We start from the raw sequence: 18,824 nt of genomic DNA on the forward strand, positions 1-18,824 counted from the left end.
AATGTCTCTGTATTTGATTGGTCCCATCGGAATAGCAAGTTTATTTTGGATTTGCCTTTAAAGACACCAATATCAGGTTACCCCCAACGCTTTGACAGTCTGATTCTTTACTTTCAATCTATTAATAACATTACGAGTCAACTAACGAAATAACGCTATGGATTCAGCCATTCATAAACAGAATTTTCCTTCGCTTTCTATTCTGTCACCGCCGTCCCCCGGCAAACCGCAAGCCGTTTTCGGTTGGAGCGGCTTGCACGGCGCCGCTAGTGCCTTGGCAATCGCCCGGGCGATTGAGCAAGATTCCCGGTTGTTTATGGTGGTCACAGCCGATAGCCATAGCGCCCAACAATTGGAGCAGGAAATCCGTTTTTTCCTGGATAAAACCATTCCCGTGCTCCATTTTCCCGACTGGGAAACCTTGCCCTATGACGTTTTTTCTCCGTTGCCGGAAATCATTTCCCAGCGCCTCAAAACCCTGGCCCGTTTGCCGCGGACCCATCAGGGTGTGCTGATTACTACCGTCGCCACCTTGATGCAGAGACTGGCGCCGGTGGACCATATATTGTCCCAAACCCTGAGCCTCAAGGTGGGCGATCAGTTAAATCTTGAGTCCATTCGCCAGCAATTGGAACAAGTGGGTTATCAGTGCGTGCCGCAAGTCCAGCAACATGGGGAATTCGCGGTGCGGGGCGCGATTTTGGACCTGTTTCCCATGGCCAGTGACATTCCCTTGCGGATTGAATTATTCGATGACGAAATCGAGTCCATTCGTACCTTTGACCCGGAAACCCAGCGGTCCATTGACAAAATTGATGCCATTGAGCTCTATCCCGCGCGGGAATTCCCCATGGATGACCAAAGCATCAAGCGCTTCCGCCGGGCTTTTCGCAATGCTTTCCCGGATCTGCCTTCGCAAAATGCTTTGTATCAAGATGTCAGCCGCGGATTCCTGCCGGGGGGGATCGAGTCTTATCTACCGCTGTTTCTGGAAAAAACCGATACCCTCTTCGACTACCTCCCCGATCAGGCCACCCTCATTGTCAATCACGATGAAAGCGTTATCCAGGCGTTTTACGATGAAGTTGAGGACCGCTATAGTTTGCGCAAAGGGGATCTGGAGCGCCCGCCCTTGCCACCGCAAACTTTGTATCTGTCGCCTCGGGAATTTACAGAAAAGCAACGGCTTTATCCCCGGATTCTATTGAATATTCCTGGGGAGAAGGCACAGGCCTTCGACTTTGCCACCCAGACGTTACCCGATATCAGCCTTAAACCCCATAAGAAATCGCCAGCCCAGGCACTTTTGGATTTTGTTGACCAAAATCCCGGTCCCGTTTTGTTCACCGCCGAAGGCCCCGGGCGCCGTGAAGTTCTCATGGAGACGCTGGGAAAACACGATATCAAACCAAAAATAGTAGAGAGCTGGTCGGAATTTATGCAAGACCAGCCAGCCCTGGGGCTTACCATGGCGCCTCTGGAAGAGGGGTTATGGATCCAGGAGCCAGCGCTGGCGGTGATTCCCGAAAGCCGTATTTTTGGTGAAAAAGTCCGGCAAAAACGTAGGCGCCGCGAATCGGTGCGGGATATGGAAAGCCTGCTGGCGGACTTGAGCGAAATGACCATCGGCGCGCCGGTTGTCCATCGCGATCATGGCGTCGGCCGTTATTTGGGGATGCAGCGTCTGGAAGTGGGCGGGGTGGAAACGGAATTCCTCACCCTGGAATACGCCAATCAGGACAAACTGTACGTCCCGGTTTCATCGCTTCATCTGATTAGCCGCTACAGCGGCGCGGAGCCGGAAACCGCCCCTTTGCACAAACTGGGGGGGGAGCAGTGGAAGAAAGCCAAGCGCAAAGCCCAGGAACGGGTGCGGGATGTGGCGGCGGAATTGTTGGAAATCCACGCCAAGCGCGCCGCCAAAAAGGGGCAGCAATTTACCTTGGACAGTGAAACTTACGAAGCTTTTGCCGCTGCCTTTCCGTTTGAGGAAACCCCGGACCAAGCCACGGCAATCGAAGCGGTCATCCAGGATATGCAAGCTCCCCAGCCCATGGACCGGGTGGTGTGTGGCGATGTGGGCTTCGGCAAAACCGAAGTGGCCATGCGCGCGGCCTTTGTCGCTGTGCATAACAGCAAACAAGTGGCGGTGCTGGTCCCCACTACCTTATTGGCCCAGCAGCACTATCAAAACTTTCTCGACCGCTTTGCCGATTGGCCGGTTCGGGTGGAAGTGCTGTCGCGCTTCGTCTCGCCGAAAAAGCAAAAACATGTATTGGCCGATGTGGCCGAGGGCAAGGTGGATATTCTCATCGGTACTCATAAACTGATTCAAAAAAGCGTTCAATACATAAACCTTGGCCTGGTGATTATTGACGAGGAGCACCGGTTTGGCGTCCGCCAGAAAGAGCACTTCAAAAAACTGCGCAGCGAGGTGGATCTTTTAACCCTGACCGCCACCCCCATTCCCCGTACTCTGAATATGTCATTATCCGGGCTGCGGGATATTTCCATCATTGCCAGTCCTCCGGAAGGGCGCCACCCCATCCAGACATTCATTACCGAATGGGTGGATTCCCTGGTTCAAGAAGCCATGCTGCGGGAGATCAAACGGGGCGGCCAAGTGTACTTCGTCCACAACAAGATCGAAACCATGGCGCGCATGGCGGAAGAAATCCAGCGCCTGGTGCCGGAAACCCGGGTGCGCACCGCTCACGGGCAGATGCCGGAGCGGGAACTGGAACAAATCATGCTGGATTTTTACCACCAGCGTTTCAACGTCTTGCTTTGCACCACCATCATCGAAAGCGGCATCGACGTGCCCAGCGCCAACACGATTCTTATCAACCGCGCCGATTTGTTCGGGTTGGCTCAACTGCACCAATTGCGCGGGCGGGTGGGCCGTTCCCATCATCGCGCTTATGCTTATTTAATTACACCGCCAAAAAAACTCATGACCAAAGACGCAGTTAAACGGTTGGAAGCCATCGAAGCTTCCGGTGAGCTGGGGGCGGGTTTCATGATTTCTTCCCACGATCTGGAAATCCGAGGCGCCGGCGAATTGCTGGGTGATGAACAGAGTGGTCAAATCCAGGAAATCGGTTTCAACCTCTATGCGGAATTGTTGGAAAGGGCGGTGGCCGCCCTCAAGGAAGGCAAGGAACTGAATTTCGAGGCCCCGGATTCCGGCACGGAAATCGATCTGAAACTGCCGGCTTTGATTCCCGATGATTATCTGCCCGATGTCCATACCCGGTTGGTGTTGTACAAACGCATCGCCAACGCCGAAAACCACCAGGCGTTAGAAGATTTGCACGTGGAAATGATTGACCGCTTCGGCCTGCTTCCCCAGCCCACCAAAAATCTGTTCGAGCTGGCGGAAATCAGAATCAAGGCCGAGCGCCTGGGAATCCAGAAAATTGATGCTGGGGAACAAGGGGGCAGAATACTCTTCGAACCGGATCCTAAAATCCAGGTGGAAAAGCTAATTCAGTTAGTGCAAAGCCAACCTGATATTTATCAACTGGCCGGGCCGGAAAAACTCAGTTTCAAAACACCGTTGGAGAAACCCGAGCAGCGGCTGGAATTTGTCAACCGCTTGTTGGAAGCCCTGACGCCATTTTGATGTCCAGCCGATCGCATGAGTTGGGTACCACATCCGGCAGGTTGTGAGTTTCCACGGGGTTGGCTGGATGCCGGGCGCCACTTTTTGACTCTGGAATGACCGTTTGCGTCATTCCCGTGAAACCGGGAATCCAGCAGCAAGGGCGCTGTAAATCCACGTCAGGGTTGGATCATGCGGTTGCGCTGGATGCTTCGGTTGCCCCTTTGTGTCTCCGGAGCGGCTGGTTTGCGTCATTCCCGCGAAAGCGGGAGTCCAGCATGCATGAGGGCGCTGCAAACCCGCTTCAAGGTGCACGCGATTGCCTTGGTATGTCCCTGACCAAAGGAAACTGATAAGCTATAAAGCTATTTTTATTGAATATAAGGTAATAGCCTCATGAGCGAACAAGCTTCCACCATGAACCCGGATAACCTTTACCGGGAAGAAACCATTACCGACCGCCAGGTTGGCGCCATCAAACATTTAATCCCTATCACCATTGAAGGGGCCCCTGATCCCGGACGCAAGGAGTTATTTATTGGCCAGGCCACCCTGATGACGCCAGTAGGCACCCTGCCATTGAGTTTCGAGATTCCCGCCGACTCCCTGCGCGAGGCGGTGGAAAAATATGCTGAAGAAGCTGAAAAAAGTGTCAAGGAAACTATGGAAGAGCTGCGGCGCATGCAGCAAGAGCAAGCCAGTTCCTTGGTGATTCCTAAAGGCGGCGTGCCAGGGGGAGATATTCCCGGTGGCGGCATGCCGGGCGGTGGCATCAAACTGCCTTGATTTTGATTGACCATTCAAGCGGCAATACCCTTACACATAATTTGACAGCTCAATGATTCACCTGTTCGATACGAAAAGGCCGGCGGTTCTGGGAATCTTGTTTTTTCTCCTGCTGGGAGCTGCTGTTGCCGCGCCCGAACCTGTTCGCTGGTATAAAGTATCGGTGCTGGTATTCTCCCAACCTATCAACACCGATGAGGATTTGACCCAGCAGCCTGATTTCTCCCGTCCGGCCAATTTAAAAAAGCCCGACCTTTTGCCAGCGGAAGAATCCGATCTTATTGAATCGTACCACCGCTTGAAACAATCCCGCCGGTTTCGGCCATTGCTGCACCAAGCCTGGATTCAGCCGGCCCTCGCCAACCGCATCAATGCCCCTTATTTGGTGACGAATCACCATGATGTGGAAGGCGTGATTCGTCTGCAGCGGGGGCAATATCTTTATGTCATTGCCGATATGGAATACCGTGCTCCCGATGGTATCCATCGCTTGCGGGAAAAACGCCGCGTTCTCCTTAATGAAACCCATTATTTCGATCATCCTGCGTTTGGGGTATTGATTCGGGTGTCTCCTGTCGAATCAGCGCAAAACTAAGCGGCCTTACAAAAAGCTTTCAGCAACTTTTTGACTTGCGCCATGCCCGCCTGCAAATACAGCTCGATTTCATCCATAGAGACCACCCCCTCTGACTTGCCTGCCGCCCAGTTCACAACCACTGCCAGGCAGGCGTATTCCAGTTCCATTTCCCGGGCCAAGGCGGCTTCTGGCATACCCGTCATGCCAACGATATCGCAGCCGTCCCGTTCCATGCGCAGGATTTCCGCGGCGGTTTCCAGGCGCGGCCCCTGGGTGCAGCCGTAACAACCTCCGGCAATCAATTCGATAGGATGCTTTTCCCCTGCCGCCAAAATCTGTTGTCTAAGAGGCTCGCTGTAGGGATGGGTAAAATCGATATGAGTTACGGGACTGTCGTCGCTCTCGAAAAAAGTATGGGGGCGGTTGTAGGTGTAATCGATAATTTGATCAGGCACCACCAAGCGTTGGGGCGCCATTTTGGGCGTGATTCCACCAACGGCGGCCACCGCAATAACGTGAGTGACGCCCTGTTGTTTTAAAGCGGCGATATTGGCGCGGTAATTGATCCGATGCGGGGGGAGGGTATGGGAGAGCCCGTGGCGGGCAAGGAAGATCAAATCCACCGATTCAAGACGGCCGAAAAGCAAGGGAGCGGAAGGTTCGCCAAAAGGGGTGGAGATCTTTACTTCCCGTACATGGGTCAGGCCTTCCAGCCGGTAAAGGCCAGAGCCGCCGATAATGGCCAGTTTCATGACGTATCCTTGCATGCGAATATACCCGGGGCGTTACGCAGGTAACCTTTGTAATCCATGCCGTAGCCGAAGATGTAACGGTTGGGCGCGGTCAGGCCGACGAAATCAGCGCGACAGGGTTTGGGTTGGGGCAGTTGTTTGTCCACCAGCACGGCAATCTTCACGGACAGAGCGCCTTCCTCCCGGCAGAACGTTTGAATGGCCGCCAGGGTGATGCCTTCGTCCAACACATCGTCCAGCAGCAACACGTGACGGCCTTTTAAAGGAATGCTGGGTTTTTGCAGCCACCGCAATTGGCTGCCGTGGGTTTTACCCCGGTAGCGGCTGGCGTGTACCGTATCCAATTCCAATAAAAAGGGAAGTTGGGGTAAAAGTTTGCCAGTGACGATAATGCCGCCGTTCAAAACACACAATAATACCGGGTTGGCTTCGGCCAGATCCCTGGTGATTGTGTCTGCAAGGCGGGTGATGGCTTGCTCGACTTCGTCCGGGGTATACAAGCGGTCAGCATTGACGCGGACCTTTGCTATTTCCCGCAGATCAACCATCTGCTGTCCTGTCTTTTTTCGCCAATTCCAGTTCCAAGGCTTCGATGCGGTTTTCAAGGCTTTCGATCAAGGTTAACAAGGCGCCAATCAGAATACCTGTCCACACGCCAATGGAAAGAAAGCCCGCTTCCTCGAGAAACAGATCGTTCATATGGGCCAAATCCAGTCCCGCAAACACCAGGATTTGAACGATGAAAATACCACCGATCACCTTGGCTCTTTGAAGAAGGGGGGCTTTGTGACAGAGGAACCAAGACAGGCCGATCCCTACCCAGGTGCCGAAATAAAGGGCGATGGTGATTTTTTCAAACTTAAACGCGCCGAAAAACACTATTAATACTAGATGGGCGCCTAAAATGGACCATAGGACTTTTTTTATCGTGGACATGTATTGTTTTCTCCAAAAACTTATTATTTTAAGGAAATGCCGAATCAGATTTTCCTTAACAGGGATTTTATATGATTTCGGGCAGCAGCCCGGTCACTTTCAGAAGAAATTGCCTGTTTGGCTCGAAGCCGGCTCAAACGGTGTCGTTGCTCGGGCGTTTGCCGCCACTTGACAATGTCGAGCAAGGCAACGCTCTCACCAGGACAATTACAGGCCAGCAGCATATCACATCCAGCGGCCAATGCCGCCTCCGCCCTGGCCAGAAGATCCCCCACGCAAGCCGCGCCTGCCATGGCCAAATCGTCACTGAAAATGGCGCCCTCAAAAGCCATCTGGCAACGTAAAATGTCTTGCAGCCAGCGAGGTGAAAATCCGGCAGGCAACGAATCCACGGCGGGATAAACCACATGGGCGCACATGATCGCTTCCAACCCGGATTGAATCAACCGGCGGAAGGGAAGCAAGTCCCAATTTTCGAGGTGTTGTAAGGGACGATCATCTACGGGCAAAGCTGTGTGGGAATCAGCCGCCACCCCCCCGTGGCCTGGAAAATGCTTGCCTACCGCTGCCATTCCCGCTTGGCGCATGCCATCGGCGAAAGCTTTTGCCAGTTCCGCCACCGTTTCCGGGTCATCGGCAAACGCCCGGTCGCCAATCACTTCGCTGATGCCGCTGTCCACATCCAGTATCGGCGCAAAGCTTAAATCCACATCCACCTGGCGCAATTCCGCCGCCATTAAAAAACCGGCGGCTTTGGCTGCGTCGAGCCCTGATTTTGGGTCGTTTGAATACAGCTCGCCAAAGCGCGCCGCTGACGGCAGGGGGGTGAACCCTTCCCGGAAGCGCTGCACCCGTCCGCCTTCCTGATCGACGGCAATTAACAAAGGTTTTTTGGCGGCTTTTCGGACTTGGGCTATCAATGCCTGCACCTGATGGGGAGACTCGTAATTGCGGGAAAACAAAATGATCCCGCCAACCCCGGGATGGGATAGCCATTCCCGTTCTTCCGCTAATAATTCGGGGCCTTCCAAGTCCAACATGAAAGGCCCCATGAAATCATCCGGCATGAGAATAAACCTGTTTGAAAAACAGGATTATACCGTGTTCTGCGGGTGATTCTTGAGTAGCTTTTGGGCTATTGATGTCAGCCGGTGCTTTAATTCCCCGGTGAATGCCCTGGGTGGTGGAATTGCAGTCAGCCTCAGTATTTCCAAGCCCATGAAGGGATAAATTCGTGGATTAATCCTGTCCCATATCCGCTTTGTTTCATTTTTATAAACTACCAGCGCTGTTTGGGTGATTGAAGTAACCGTGGGGTCTCGGGCATTCATCGCCGCGAAAAACCAAACTTGCCCCAGCAACTTTCCCAATTCAAAGGCAGGATCGCCAATACCGCCGCAGCGTTCAAAATCTATTATTCCCACTGTTTCGGAATTTACCCGAATATTTTTTGGGCACAGGTCGAGATGGAAAAAGCCATTGCTGGCTGAGGCCAGGCTTTCTTGATGCAGTATTTCCAGCCTTGATTTAATCCGTTCCGGGAACGGAAGTGAGCGTAATGATTCAGCCCACAGCTTCAGTTGGAGCCGCCAATGGAAACAGTCAGCTTCATCACTCCCCCAAAATGCGGGGACAGAGTCTGCAGTATGACAACGGCCAAGAAAAGCCGCTGCCTGTGCTATCGCTTTTTTGCTGAAGCAGCCTTGTTCGAGCTGGTATTGTAACGTATTCCCCAGCGGGCAAACATCGCTTAAAACCAGGGTTCGAGTGGGATTATGAAAATGGATGACTTTGGGCCGTTCGATATTCACCCACGGTTGTCTTGCCAACCATTTTAGGGCTTTTTTTTCCGCGTAGACGCGCTTTCTCGGTTTCAGGCCCTTGGGGTCATCCCAACGGGCGGCTTTGGGGGTATCGTGGGCGGTTTTGATATAGCATTGCCGGCCGTTTTTTAATCGCACGCGCATGACTTCATCGGTTTTGCCGGGTTTGGCACTGTCTATGGAGACGATTTCCCCCAGGGCGTTTTTTTTGAAAATCGTCACAATCCTTTGCCGGGCCAGTTCTCCCATGGGCTGCATGGCATTGCGGCAGATTTGCCAGACTTGGCGGCGTTGATGGTCGGATAAATGCTTGGGAAGCGCCGCCATGAAAGCTAGCCGGCCCGGTTCGCCAAGGGGTAGATGGGCCCGGACCCCGGTCGCGCCTCCCGCCAGTGGCGGCGATTGAGAAGGGATAATTTCCGCCGGGATGCCAAACCGGTTGGATAACGCGCGGACTTTTTTGAAGCGGCCCCCATCCTCGCCCAGTTCATTTTCGCCGGCGCAGAAGATTAATTGGGTGTTGGCATTAACTCTTTCAAAATAGGACAGCGCCTGCTTGACCGCACTTTGCGGCGCCAATTCCACCCGCGCCTTGGGCATGCCTTGCAGATAGAGGGACCAGATTTTCAAGGCAACTTCCGGCGCCAGGGCGAAATTCGTTCCGGGGACCTGACGGTTACGGTTGGTGATAATGATCACCACTTCATCCACATCAGGCCGTTGCGCCAGAGATTTCACCGCTTCGAAATGGGCCCGGTGCGGTGGGCGGAAAGCGCCGGGAAACAGAGCGATGCAGTAGGGGCGGTCCATGATGGAAGTGAAATGATTGCCTATTCCCAATAGGCATGGGGGTAATGTTGATGAATTACGGAATCCTTGGTAATCAAGGGGGCTTGCAGTAAAGCTGCCTGGGCCACGATGAGCCGATCGAAAGGATCCCTGGTCCAGGATTGCAGAGTTTTTGCCCACCCAAACCAATTTTGCATCGGTAATCAAAAATTGTAATTCATTTTAAAAATCGCATTCCAGGCGGTCTTCCCCTCTAGTTTGTCAAATGCCTCTCCCGCCCAGAACATCCCTAGGGTGAGTTCCAGTTCCAGCCGCTTCCACTCCTCCAGACCAAGCACAATGTTCAATTCATGGCCGATATCGCGGCTGTCGCCGTTGGGTTTGGCCCGCAAGCGGGCCTTGCGCAGAAACGGCTCGGTGCGTACTTGGTTGTATTTGTGGTAGAGAATTTCCACGGAACTGCTTTGTAATAGGGGGAATCCCAACGCCACCGTCCAGATATGCAGGTTTGATAATTCCGGCCGCAGCAATTCACCATACAGGCGGAAACGGTCCACCCCCCGGAAGCGGACGTTGTTGTCCTGCAGCCCGGTCTGGCGGAACTCCCGGGAACCGACCGCATACGCCAAAGTGAAAGTAGGGTGGAAGGGCAAATCGGTTTCCAGAATCACGCCACTGTCCACGGCCCAGCCGAAGACATCCCGCCCGTCAATGGCATCGATGCGTTTCACGCTGTCCTTATCGGTGCCGCCGAAATGAATCCGGCGCTCACGCCCTCCCATCCAGGCGTTGTCCAGCCAGTATTCCATTTCCAGGTGGTCGCCCAGATCCAAGCTGCCCGTGGCGCGCATCCCGCCCCAAGTCAAGGTGGCGTCGCTGTTGTCTGCTTGTTTTTCGCGTACCTGGTCGCCGATGTTACCAGTACTTGAGTGATCAAGTTGATGGAGAAAGAAGAATGATAAGGCATGGCTGGAATCCCACTGCCAGCGCGTCCGGGATAAAATGCGCAAGACATCATCCTGTTTGGCATCGATGCCATCGTCATCAGTGGACAACACCAATGCTTCCTGCCCGATGCCCAGTTCAAAATGGAAAAATGGCCGGGTATAGTAGATGCGAGCTGCATCCAGATTCGCGTCCCACCACCATTCCCGACGGTCCTGGAAATTCTGCCGGCCGATCTGAAAACTGACGCCGCTTTCTAAAATATCCCCCCAGAAAAACCAAGTCTCCCCGCGCCGCACCCGGCGCTTGACGGTCTTATCCCGTCCGCCTTCACGATAAAGTTCTATTTCCCCGTCCACCCGGCCTTCAAGAAATATGGCCGTCATCGTGGTCGGCGCATAAAATATTTCCAATTGCAGTTGTGAACTGAGGCGCAACCTGTCATCGTCCTTGTCCGGGTCGAGTTTCAAATCCTCCTCGTAGCGGGGGGTCAGGCCGAATTCTCCACCAATGATCAAAGGCCGGCCAAATAGATTGATCCGGAACTGATCTTCCGGCCGGGCATCGTCTTGGCGCCGGGTTAATTGAAGCGTGGGATTGGTCAGTCTTTCGGGAACGACGCCGGTGATACCGAGGATGATTATCCGGTTGCGGTCGCCGGAAAGTCTCAGGGTGTTTTCGACTGCTCCCAACAACACAATTTCGTCCACCGGGAAGTTGTCGGATTCCGCTTGGATGGTCTTGGCGATAAGCTCCCCTTTCTGGTTTATCTTGACCTTGACTTTCACCGCTTTGCCTGGTTTCAGATCTTGCGCTTCCAGTTGCTGGAAGCGGGTTTTGTCGTGCCAATAGACCGCTATGGGGCCGATAGAAAGTTGTTTTTTCTGGAAATCTATTTTCCCGATGATTCCACTAATTTGGCCGTGCTTGGGATTCTTGCGCGGATCACGGAATTTGACCTTGTAGATTAACAATGAGCTGCCATTCCAGCGCCCGGTGACTTTCAGCCTTTGACCCTTGAGGCTTGCGGCTTGCGTTGGATGCAACAAGAACATCAAAAACACCGGCCAGAGCAGAGACAAGGGTAATCCAAGATTCATGGCAACATTTCGCTCATCGGCGTCAAATGGACTTTCGGGTAACCACTGAATACGTTTAATAAGGTGGCCAGCCGCTGGCGTTCGATCCCATCCATACACTGATGATGGAGCATGATGCCTATTTTGGCGGTCTGTTGAATGACTTCGGCGATGCGTTCGCCCAGGGGAAAAGGAACCATTTCCTCTCCCCGGAATTTGCCCGACCAGTCTATGTGCACCGGAGTTTCGGTAAGTTTTCCGGTTTCCAGCGGTTCGGCGGTAATGTCGCGGGATAGAGACTTGAAACCCAATTCTTTCAATACCTCCACGGTGTCTTGTGTGCACCGGTTCCAGGGGGGTGTAAAAATGGGCTGTATGAGGGAGCCGAACGCGTTCCGCAATATCTGCTGGCCGGCGGCGATATCGGCATATTGCTCCAGTAACGAGCGCTGGTCTCCAAATTCACTCTTGCGCCCGGTGGTTTGATGATTGACATGAGCATAGCCGTGTTGATGGAGCCCCAGTATCTGCCTATGGGTCTCGATCCGTTGCCGCAATTGGCAAGCCAATTGCGCGGTCAGCGCCGTGGGTATCACCGCCAAGTCAACGGGAACGCAATGGGATTCGAACACATCCAGCAAGGACAGCAAACGGTCATCCGCCCAGCCGGCATCGTCGTCACGGAAATAGACAGAGATCTTCCCACCGACCCTGTTCAACGCTTTAAGGATAGGGCTAAGCCATAGTTGCATGGCGGGCTCCGATTCTGGCGTTTTCCAATAAATGCCGGATGATGTCAGCGGCCGTCTCAGCGCCGTTCAGCGCCAGGTGGTGGGGCTGAGGTCGGAAATTCGGTAATCTCAACGCGGCAGCGGCCAAAGATCGCGGCGTCAATTGCGATTCGGGCAAGCACATGGCAAGTCCGCGCCGGCTAAGCAACCTGGCCCGGCGCGACTGCTCATTCTCCCGGCCTTGGTCGAAGGGGACGAACAAGGCCGGGGTGCCAGTCCGTAGCACATCCATGGCGGTGTTGTAGCCGCATTGGCTGATGGATGCGGCGGCGGAATGAAGCACGGCGGTCAAATCCGGGACGCTGGGTAAAAGTTGGATATCCGGCAAGGCCTTGCTGAAGCGTTCCAGCAACTGCCGGGTGTTTTCCGGCAGAAAAGGGCCGGTGATCAAAGTCATGGGTAGGTTTTTTTGGGTCCGGATGATCGAATAAGCTTCAATGGCGCATTGAAGAAGGTTTGCCCCGACCATGCCGCCCCCGGCCGAAACCACTAAATGGCCGGCATAGGCGTTGGATTCCGGTGAACGGATGGGCGGTTTTTGGGGAACCACGAATCCCGTATAGAAAACCGGCTTGTTCATCGGTTTGCGGGGGCGGAAAGAGTCTTTGAGGCCAATGAAGGCCGGATCGGAATGGACCAGCACCGCATCGAAGTAGCGATCCACCAGCCAGCGGGCCCGGTCGTCATGACGTTGTTGGTCGCGGCGGTGGGTAACAAGAATGTCCCGCAGGCCGCAGACAACGATAGGCGCAGGATTGACGTTCCGGGCCCGCTTGAGCAGGGGAAGCAATTCGAAGGCAAATTTTTTGCGCCCGAAAGGGAATAACTCGATAAATAGGACATCGGGCCGGTAATCGGCGAAGATCTTTAAAATCTGAGCACGGCGCCTCCACCTGGCCGCTTCCAAGGGTAAATGAGACAGGCTGACAAGGCTCGCCTGATCATCCATTCCCAAGGGCGGCAGATCGATGCGTTCAATGTTTTCGGGAAATGGAATCCCCTCGGGCACCCGGCCGCCATTCAGAAAAATGACCTGAAAATCGCATGAAAATGCCTTGGCCAAAGCCAGGGACCGTATCAAATGACCCATGCCCAGGGAATGTTGGCAGTAAAACAATAATCGTGGATGATCGTTCATAGTAAGGACTCCGTTAGTGCGGCCTCCCTGGCCTATGTATTCAAAATTCACCTGTTCCAAGCCTTTTCCACCATCCTGCCGTTGGTATGCAGGTTCATAGCGCCCCAAACGATAAAGACGAAGCCCCGGAAAAAGAGCGGATCAGCCGCCCCTGTTCCAGGTGCAAGACTTCATCGGCCCTGGCCATCAATACCGGTTGATGGGTGATAATAAAGATAGTTTTGTGTTGGCGGATTTCCTCCAGCGCTTCGAGAATTACCCCTTGGGAGGTTGAGTCGATATTGGCCAAAGGTTCGTCCAGCAGCAAAACAGGTCGATCCAACAGCAACGCCCGCGCCAAAGAAAGCCGCGCCCGCTGACCACCGGAGAGATTGGCCCCACCTTCCTCCAAAGCACTGTCCAGCCCCCTGGGAAGGCTTTTCACGAAGGTTTTCATGGCCACCTTTTCCAGGGTCTCCCAAATACTCAAGTCATCTGGAGTGTCATCGCTCAGCCACAAGGCATCGCGGATACTGCCGGCAAACAGGTGGGCGTGTTGCAGCATGACGGCGAATTGGGACCGCAGCGAAGCCAGCGTCACTTGAGCATAAGGGATACCGTCGATATAAATTTCTCCGGCGGTGGGGATCTGCTGGCGCAGAATCAGATTCAGCAGGGTGCTTTTGCCACTGCCGCTAGGGCCGGTCAGCAAAGTCATCCTGCCCGGCGTCAGGCGCATGTTGACCGAATAAAGCACCATAGGTTGCACATCACCGCCGGGATAGCGGAAGCAGACATCTTTCAGCTCGATCACGCCACGGCAATCCTGTATGGATCTGGCGCCCGGCGTATCGTGGATGATTGGCCGCTGGGCCAGCAATTCACCCAAGTGTTCGGCGCGGCTCAAGCCCCTGCTGACCGCCGAGGCCATTTCGTTGATTTTCTCTACCGGCTTGAGCAATTGGATCATATAAGCCACGAAAACCGTCATGTCGCCCACGGTCAATTGCCCCCGCGTCACCAAAATGCCGCTGCTTCCGAGAATCAGCGCCACCGCCAGGCCATTAATGATTTGCATGGCCCGCTCCATGGCCACAGCCGCCGCGGTTTCGCCGATGCCGGCCTTGAGACTGGCGCGGTTGAAGTCACGGAAGCGGCGGCAGATGTAACTCTCGGCGCCCAAAACTTGCACCGTATCCATACCTTTGACAAATTCCTGGGTGAATCCGGCCACCTCCCCTTCCCTGGCTCTTTTCAAATGGGAACAGCGGCGCAACCGGCTTCCCTTGATACGCACCAAAGCCCCCAGGATAACCACCATGGCCAAACCTGCCGCCGCCAGCAGCGGTTCAATCCAGTACATTACGGTCAAGGTGAAAACCGTCACTGCGGCGTGGCGAAAGACCAAAGGGATAGTCTTGCTCAACAGCCGTACCAAATGGTGGACATCCACCAAAATATGCAGACCCAAATCGCCGCTGCGCCGCTGGGCGCGTTGTGTACTCGATAGGGTTTGAAAATGCTGGAGCACTTTGTCCCGCAGGCTCAGAACCATCCGTTCACGAACCCGCGCGCCTGCCATCTTTTCCGCTGCGCCGCAAAAGGTGGCAAACAGAGCGATCAAGGCGTAGCCGGCGGCAAACAATAGGATCAAGTATTCCTGGTGAAACAGAATGCCGGTTTGGCGGCTTAACCAGTCAATCATTTGCGCTAACCCTGGCGGCAGCGGATGGTCCGCCATGACGTGGTCGATGATTAATTTCAAGGGCCAGGGCAGCAATACCAGCGCCCCAACCGAAGCAAGGCCAAACAAATAGCCACGCACCAGGGTCCCGCAGCAGGCCCATAAATCCGGTCCCGCCAATTGCCAAACTTCCCGCCAAATGGTCTTTGAGGTTTTTTTCACGGCCACTTGCGCACACCTGTCAGAGGTTGCAGCCAATTTAGAGCGTCCTTACTCATGACCAAGTTTCCAGCCAGCGCCATCAGTGGTTGCAGCAGTGCCATCCGCCCGTGTTTCAAACGGGTAATGCCACGGGTCATTCTTTCGTTGAGCAGGGCCACGGCCACGTGCCAACGAAGGTCTTCTTGGTTGATCCGCCAGCGGACGTGCTGTTGATAATGGCACAAGAATTGGGCGATGGTTTTCTGGGCCAGGGGGTCATCCAGCTGGCCAAGCAATGACAGGTTGAGCAAAGCGGCTACCAAGCTGCCGATATCCGCCAAGGGGTCGCCCCGGTAAAGGTTATCCAGATCAATCAGAAATACCTGCCCGTGTTCGCCCGCGAGTATGTTTTTAAAATGCAGATCGCCGTGCAGGGTGGCGGCGGGCCTGGTGTTTTGTTCCGGTTGTGCTTGGATGATAAAGCGGATTAGTCGTTCCAGCGGCCGGGCAAGGCCGGGTTGAGTTAACACTACCAGGGTAAGCAGCCGTTGTAATTTGATAATGGGATCATTGATTTCATCGTCGTTTTCCAGATTGGAAATGGCCGTTTGATGGAGCCACGCTACCTGGGTCGCGGCATTGGCAATCACGGCGCTATTCCCGCGATTTTGTTGCAAGCAATCCAATAACGGAGTTCCAGCCACCCCGTGTTGCCAGAGCATGTGCCAGTGATGCAAGTAAGCGATTGGTTGCGGGACGGACAACCGGCCTCGCTGACGGGCTGGGCTGCGCCATAGCTGGGTCATTGAATCCAGGGTACGGCGGCCCTGATCGTTGTAATAGGTCTTCCCGTAAAGTACGGGATGGCGGATTTCGCCGGTAATCCCGTGGCTGAGAAGTAATCTTGCCCGCACGCAACAGGTATGTTCCGGCAGGTAATGAATGATTTCCGATTGCGCCAGGGAATAACGCCACTGTTCTCCCCAGTGATAAGCCACCAGATGGGGGAAGATTTCCCGGTCCAGGGCGTTTTTATTCTGGAGGATGGGGAGCGCCTTTAATTTGCGGTCACAGGGGAATACCCAAATCACGCAATCGAATTCTGGCAGGTGGATTAAAGGCGGGACCAGCCCGGTTTGCGGCAGTTCGCCCCTGGAAGCCTTGCTAAAGCGGCTTGGAGAGCCGCCAGGCGTGTAATAACGAGCGCTGAGCAGTAATTCATTGGTGCCGCTTCCGGGAGCCGCCGTCAATTGCAATTTATAGCACACCAGGCAATTCTTGCCCGGTTTGTATTTGACCCGCTCAATGGTGCAACGGTCGATTTGGTAATTCCCTTGGGGAAACAGTGTTTCTTGAAAGACGGCGCGCATCTTGTCACCGTCCAGCGCCAGGGATAAATGGCGGATGACTGGATCGGGATTTGGGATTTTCACCGGTGTCATGACTACTCTCCTTCCGTTGCCAGGGGTATTCCTCGATACGACAGCTTCCCGCCGGGTAGAGAAAAGGCCAGTTGTGGTTTTCCCTTTTGGTCCAGACGTAAAAACCCAAAGCGGCCTTGGAATTCGATATTTTCCACTCGCCAATGCCCCTCTTCTTCCCCATGGCCGAGAAAGTAATAATCCTCCGTGATCTGGCCTGCCCGTTTTAACCGGCAACGGAATGCGCTGCAATCTTCACTCGAAGGCACAGGTTGGATAGACACCTCGGGTGGCTGTTTTTCATAGGGGAACAGCAAAGTTTGAAACACTGCTTGGCGGCCATGAAGGTCATAGCGGAGCACCGGGACCGGGAATTTGACGCCATAGGCGGGGGAAAAATAACCTTTTTCCACCTGGAACTTGGCATGGGCTTCCACATGCACAACCAGCAGGTTGGGACTATCGCAGAAATAGCCGTGGGGGGTGGTGCTGGTTGCCATTTTTCCCCAGGCATTGGGAGAAAGATGAAAGCGTAAATGATAATCATGTATCAAATCACTTTTAAGAAAATCGCAGATCAGCCAGTATTCCCGGGCGGCAAAGAGGATTTTGCGATGGTGCGCCGCCGGGTATTCGTGACTGCGGACGAGGCCATGCACATAGTCGAAATCACGGGTAGTCACGAACGCCTTTAGTTGCGGTTCCGGGTGAGGCCCCAAAATCCGGTATTTACCATGACGGGGGCTGTATTCATAACGGCCTTGATTCTTGCCGTCCACTTCGACGGTATTGTGGGCGGCGGTACCACGGAACCGGGCCCGCCAATTGATATCGCCGCTCTCATCATAGGTATAACGGCCCGGATCGACAATCAAGGAGTGGCCGAAGGCGGCCAATTCGATATTGAGTACGTCTAGGTGGCCATGATTGCCCGCGCCTAATGGCCCGCAGTCGAAAATCAAATAATGACCCTTGCGGCGATTGCCTCCACTTTCCCAGGCGCTGCGCAAAATGGCGTAGCCGCCATCAGGAAACCAGCGGGAACGCACCTTTGGTGCTTGGCCCGATTGTCCAAAGGTAGCAGCGAATTGCAAACGGGGATCGCCATACAATTGATAGCCCAGCTTCAATAATTCATGGAAACTGCCGGTATCGCCGTCACTTAGAGAAGGAATGGTGCCATCGGGTTTGTGGACCCAAAGGGAAAATTCCAAGGCTTTTTGAAGTTGCTGGTCGAACGCCGGGGGGAAATCGATGCGGTTGTCCACCGCCAGCTGCTTCACCGCCAGGAAATTTTTCAGTACCGTGTGGTGATAGAAAGTGGACAGCTCGCAGTGGACGCCGTCGGGCAAAATATCGGACTGGGCGTTATCCGTCAGGGCGGTAATGGAAAATTCCAGCCACTTCCGGGCGTCGCGGAATTCCGGAAACACCACCGCGGCCAGGAAAATGGAATAAAGCTCCAACGTCCGGTGGTTGCGGGCGGGGGGCAAATGGTGGATGAGATAGTCCACTTGTTCATGGATAGATTGCAAGAAGCGGAGCAAAAATTCTCCGGAAAAACAGGGGGCCGGATTGGTATGAACGAAATAGTAGAAGGCGAAGATCCAGTTCTGCACTCGCCTTCCGGTGACATCGCTGGCAATGAAACCCGGCGGGACTTGCTTGATCCAGGATTCGGTCAAGCGCACCCACAGATCCCGGTAGCGAACGTCGCCGGTTTGCCGGTAGTACAAACCCAGACCCACGAAGTAATAGCACTTGTGGAGCAGAATCAGCCACTCGATATCCCGGCTGGGATTGTCCAGCCAGTCGATGGGGTCTGGCAAGCAGTGACGCTCGTTGTTGAAGGTAAACGTGTTGGCGAGAATTTCGTCAATCCGCTTTTTTTGCAGGTGCTCGGCTTCCACTTGGGGGGCGAAGCGGATCCGGGGGCGGTGGTGGAAATGTTGCAGTAACTGTCTTGGAGATAAATTGCAGAAAGGCTTAGTGAAAATCGCCCGGAATTTTGCTTTTTCAACAAGTTTTACCTTTTCTGAGCCGGATACTTCCATTGCCTGGTTTCCGTTGAACGCCATTGGATTGCCAAGTGATATCGATTGTTTTGTTACTTGGTTAATCCAATCAAAGCGCCCGATGGTTCACCAGAGTTGGTTATGGATATAAAAAAGAGCGACGAAAAGCTGTGGCATATTTGGTAAGTAAATGCATTCGAATGTTGCTCTAACCAAGCCAGCTTTGCCTGACAAGAACAAGTAGGGTGCCGCTTTGCTCGTCATGGATGAGGCATGGAGCGCGCCTGGACTGGTTTTGAAGGAC

At 54.0% G+C, this 18,824-nt stretch carries 14 protein-coding genes; 3 read left to right on the forward strand and 11 right to left on the reverse strand.

The features are described from left to right. The first annotated feature begins 157 nt into the window (after positions 1–157). The 3 genes from AXA67_05790 (at position 158) to AXA67_05800 (ending at position 4,985) form a co-directional block, all read left to right on the forward strand. Positions 158–3,625, forward strand: a complete 3,468-nt coding sequence (locus tag AXA67_05790; GenBank protein ID KXJ41370.1) for a transcription-repair coupling factor — start codon at positions 158–160, stop codon at positions 3,623–3,625. A 396-nt stretch (positions 3,626–4,021) separates the two neighbouring features. Further along, the gene (locus AXA67_05795) at positions 4,022–4,390 is read left to right on the forward strand and encodes a hypothetical protein (GenBank protein ID KXJ41438.1); all 369 of its coding nucleotides are present in this window, start codon (positions 4,022–4,024) and stop codon (positions 4,388–4,390) included. Positions 4,391–4,442: 52 nt separating this feature from the next. Then, positions 4,443–4,985, forward strand: a complete 543-nt coding sequence (locus AXA67_05800; GenBank protein ID KXJ41371.1) for a hypothetical protein — start codon at positions 4,443–4,445, stop codon at positions 4,983–4,985. Here the strand turns inward: AXA67_05800 and AXA67_05805 are convergent. The 11 genes from AXA67_05805 to AXA67_05855 all read right to left on the reverse strand — a co-directional run bounded on the left by AXA67_05805 (position 4,982) and on the right by AXA67_05855 (position 18,583). After that, the gene (locus AXA67_05805; protein ID KXJ41372.1) at positions 4,982–5,719 is read right to left on the reverse strand and encodes a 5'-methylthioadenosine phosphorylase; all 738 of its coding nucleotides are present in this window, start codon (positions 5,717–5,719) and stop codon (positions 4,982–4,984) included. The genes AXA67_05800 and AXA67_05805 overlap by 4 nt on opposite strands. After that, positions 5,716–6,267: a hypoxanthine-guanine phosphoribosyltransferase gene (locus AXA67_05810; GenBank protein ID KXJ41373.1), complete on the reverse strand. Its 552-nt coding sequence runs from the start codon at positions 6,265–6,267 to the stop codon at positions 5,716–5,718. The genes AXA67_05805 and AXA67_05810 overlap by 4 nt, the downstream gene beginning before the upstream one ends. After that, positions 6,260–6,655: a hypothetical protein gene (locus AXA67_05815; GenBank protein ID KXJ41374.1), complete on the reverse strand. Its 396-nt coding sequence runs from the start codon at positions 6,653–6,655 to the stop codon at positions 6,260–6,262. Before AXA67_05815 ends, AXA67_05810 begins: the two co-directional genes overlap by 8 nt. Before the next feature lie 44 nt (positions 6,656–6,699). Beyond that, complete coding sequence (locus AXA67_05820) at positions 6,700–7,707, reverse strand: beta-hexosaminidase (GenBank protein ID KXJ41439.1); 1,008 nt, start codon at positions 7,705–7,707, stop codon at positions 6,700–6,702. 42 nt (positions 7,708–7,749) lie between these two features. Next, a complete protein-coding gene (locus tag AXA67_05825) occupies positions 7,750–9,288 on the reverse strand; it encodes a hypothetical protein (GenBank protein ID KXJ41375.1) in 1,539 nt (512 codons plus the stop codon). Positions 9,289–9,470: 182 nt separating this feature from the next. Next, the gene (locus AXA67_05830; GenBank protein KXJ41376.1) at positions 9,471–11,312 is read right to left on the reverse strand and encodes a hypothetical protein; all 1,842 of its coding nucleotides are present in this window, start codon (positions 11,310–11,312) and stop codon (positions 9,471–9,473) included. Further along, entirely contained in the window at positions 11,309–12,043 is a 735-nt protein-coding gene (locus AXA67_05835; GenBank protein ID KXJ41377.1) for a hypothetical protein, read from the reverse strand. The genes AXA67_05830 and AXA67_05835 overlap by 4 nt, the downstream gene beginning before the upstream one ends. Next, positions 12,027–13,220, reverse strand: a complete 1,194-nt coding sequence (locus AXA67_05840) for a hypothetical protein (protein KXJ41378.1) — start codon at positions 13,218–13,220, stop codon at positions 12,027–12,029. Before AXA67_05840 ends, AXA67_05835 begins: the two co-directional genes overlap by 17 nt. A 94-nt stretch (positions 13,221–13,314) precedes the next feature. Next, a complete protein-coding gene (locus tag AXA67_05845) occupies positions 13,315–15,111 on the reverse strand; it encodes a hypothetical protein (protein KXJ41379.1) in 1,797 nt (598 codons plus the stop codon). After that, a complete protein-coding gene (locus AXA67_05850; protein ID KXJ41380.1) occupies positions 15,102–16,526 on the reverse strand; it encodes a hypothetical protein in 1,425 nt (474 codons plus the stop codon). The genes AXA67_05845 and AXA67_05850 overlap by 10 nt, the downstream gene beginning before the upstream one ends. Positions 16,527–16,528: 2 nt before the next feature. Further along, on the reverse strand, positions 16,529–18,583 hold the full coding sequence (locus AXA67_05855) for a hypothetical protein (GenBank protein ID KXJ41381.1): 2,055 nt from the start codon (positions 18,581–18,583) through the stop codon (positions 16,529–16,531). Positions 18,584–18,824: the final 241 nt, after the last annotated feature.

The organism is Methylothermaceae bacteria B42 (genome assembly GCA_001566965.1).
GTDB lineage: Bacteria > Pseudomonadota > Gammaproteobacteria > Methylococcales > Methylothermaceae > Methylohalobius.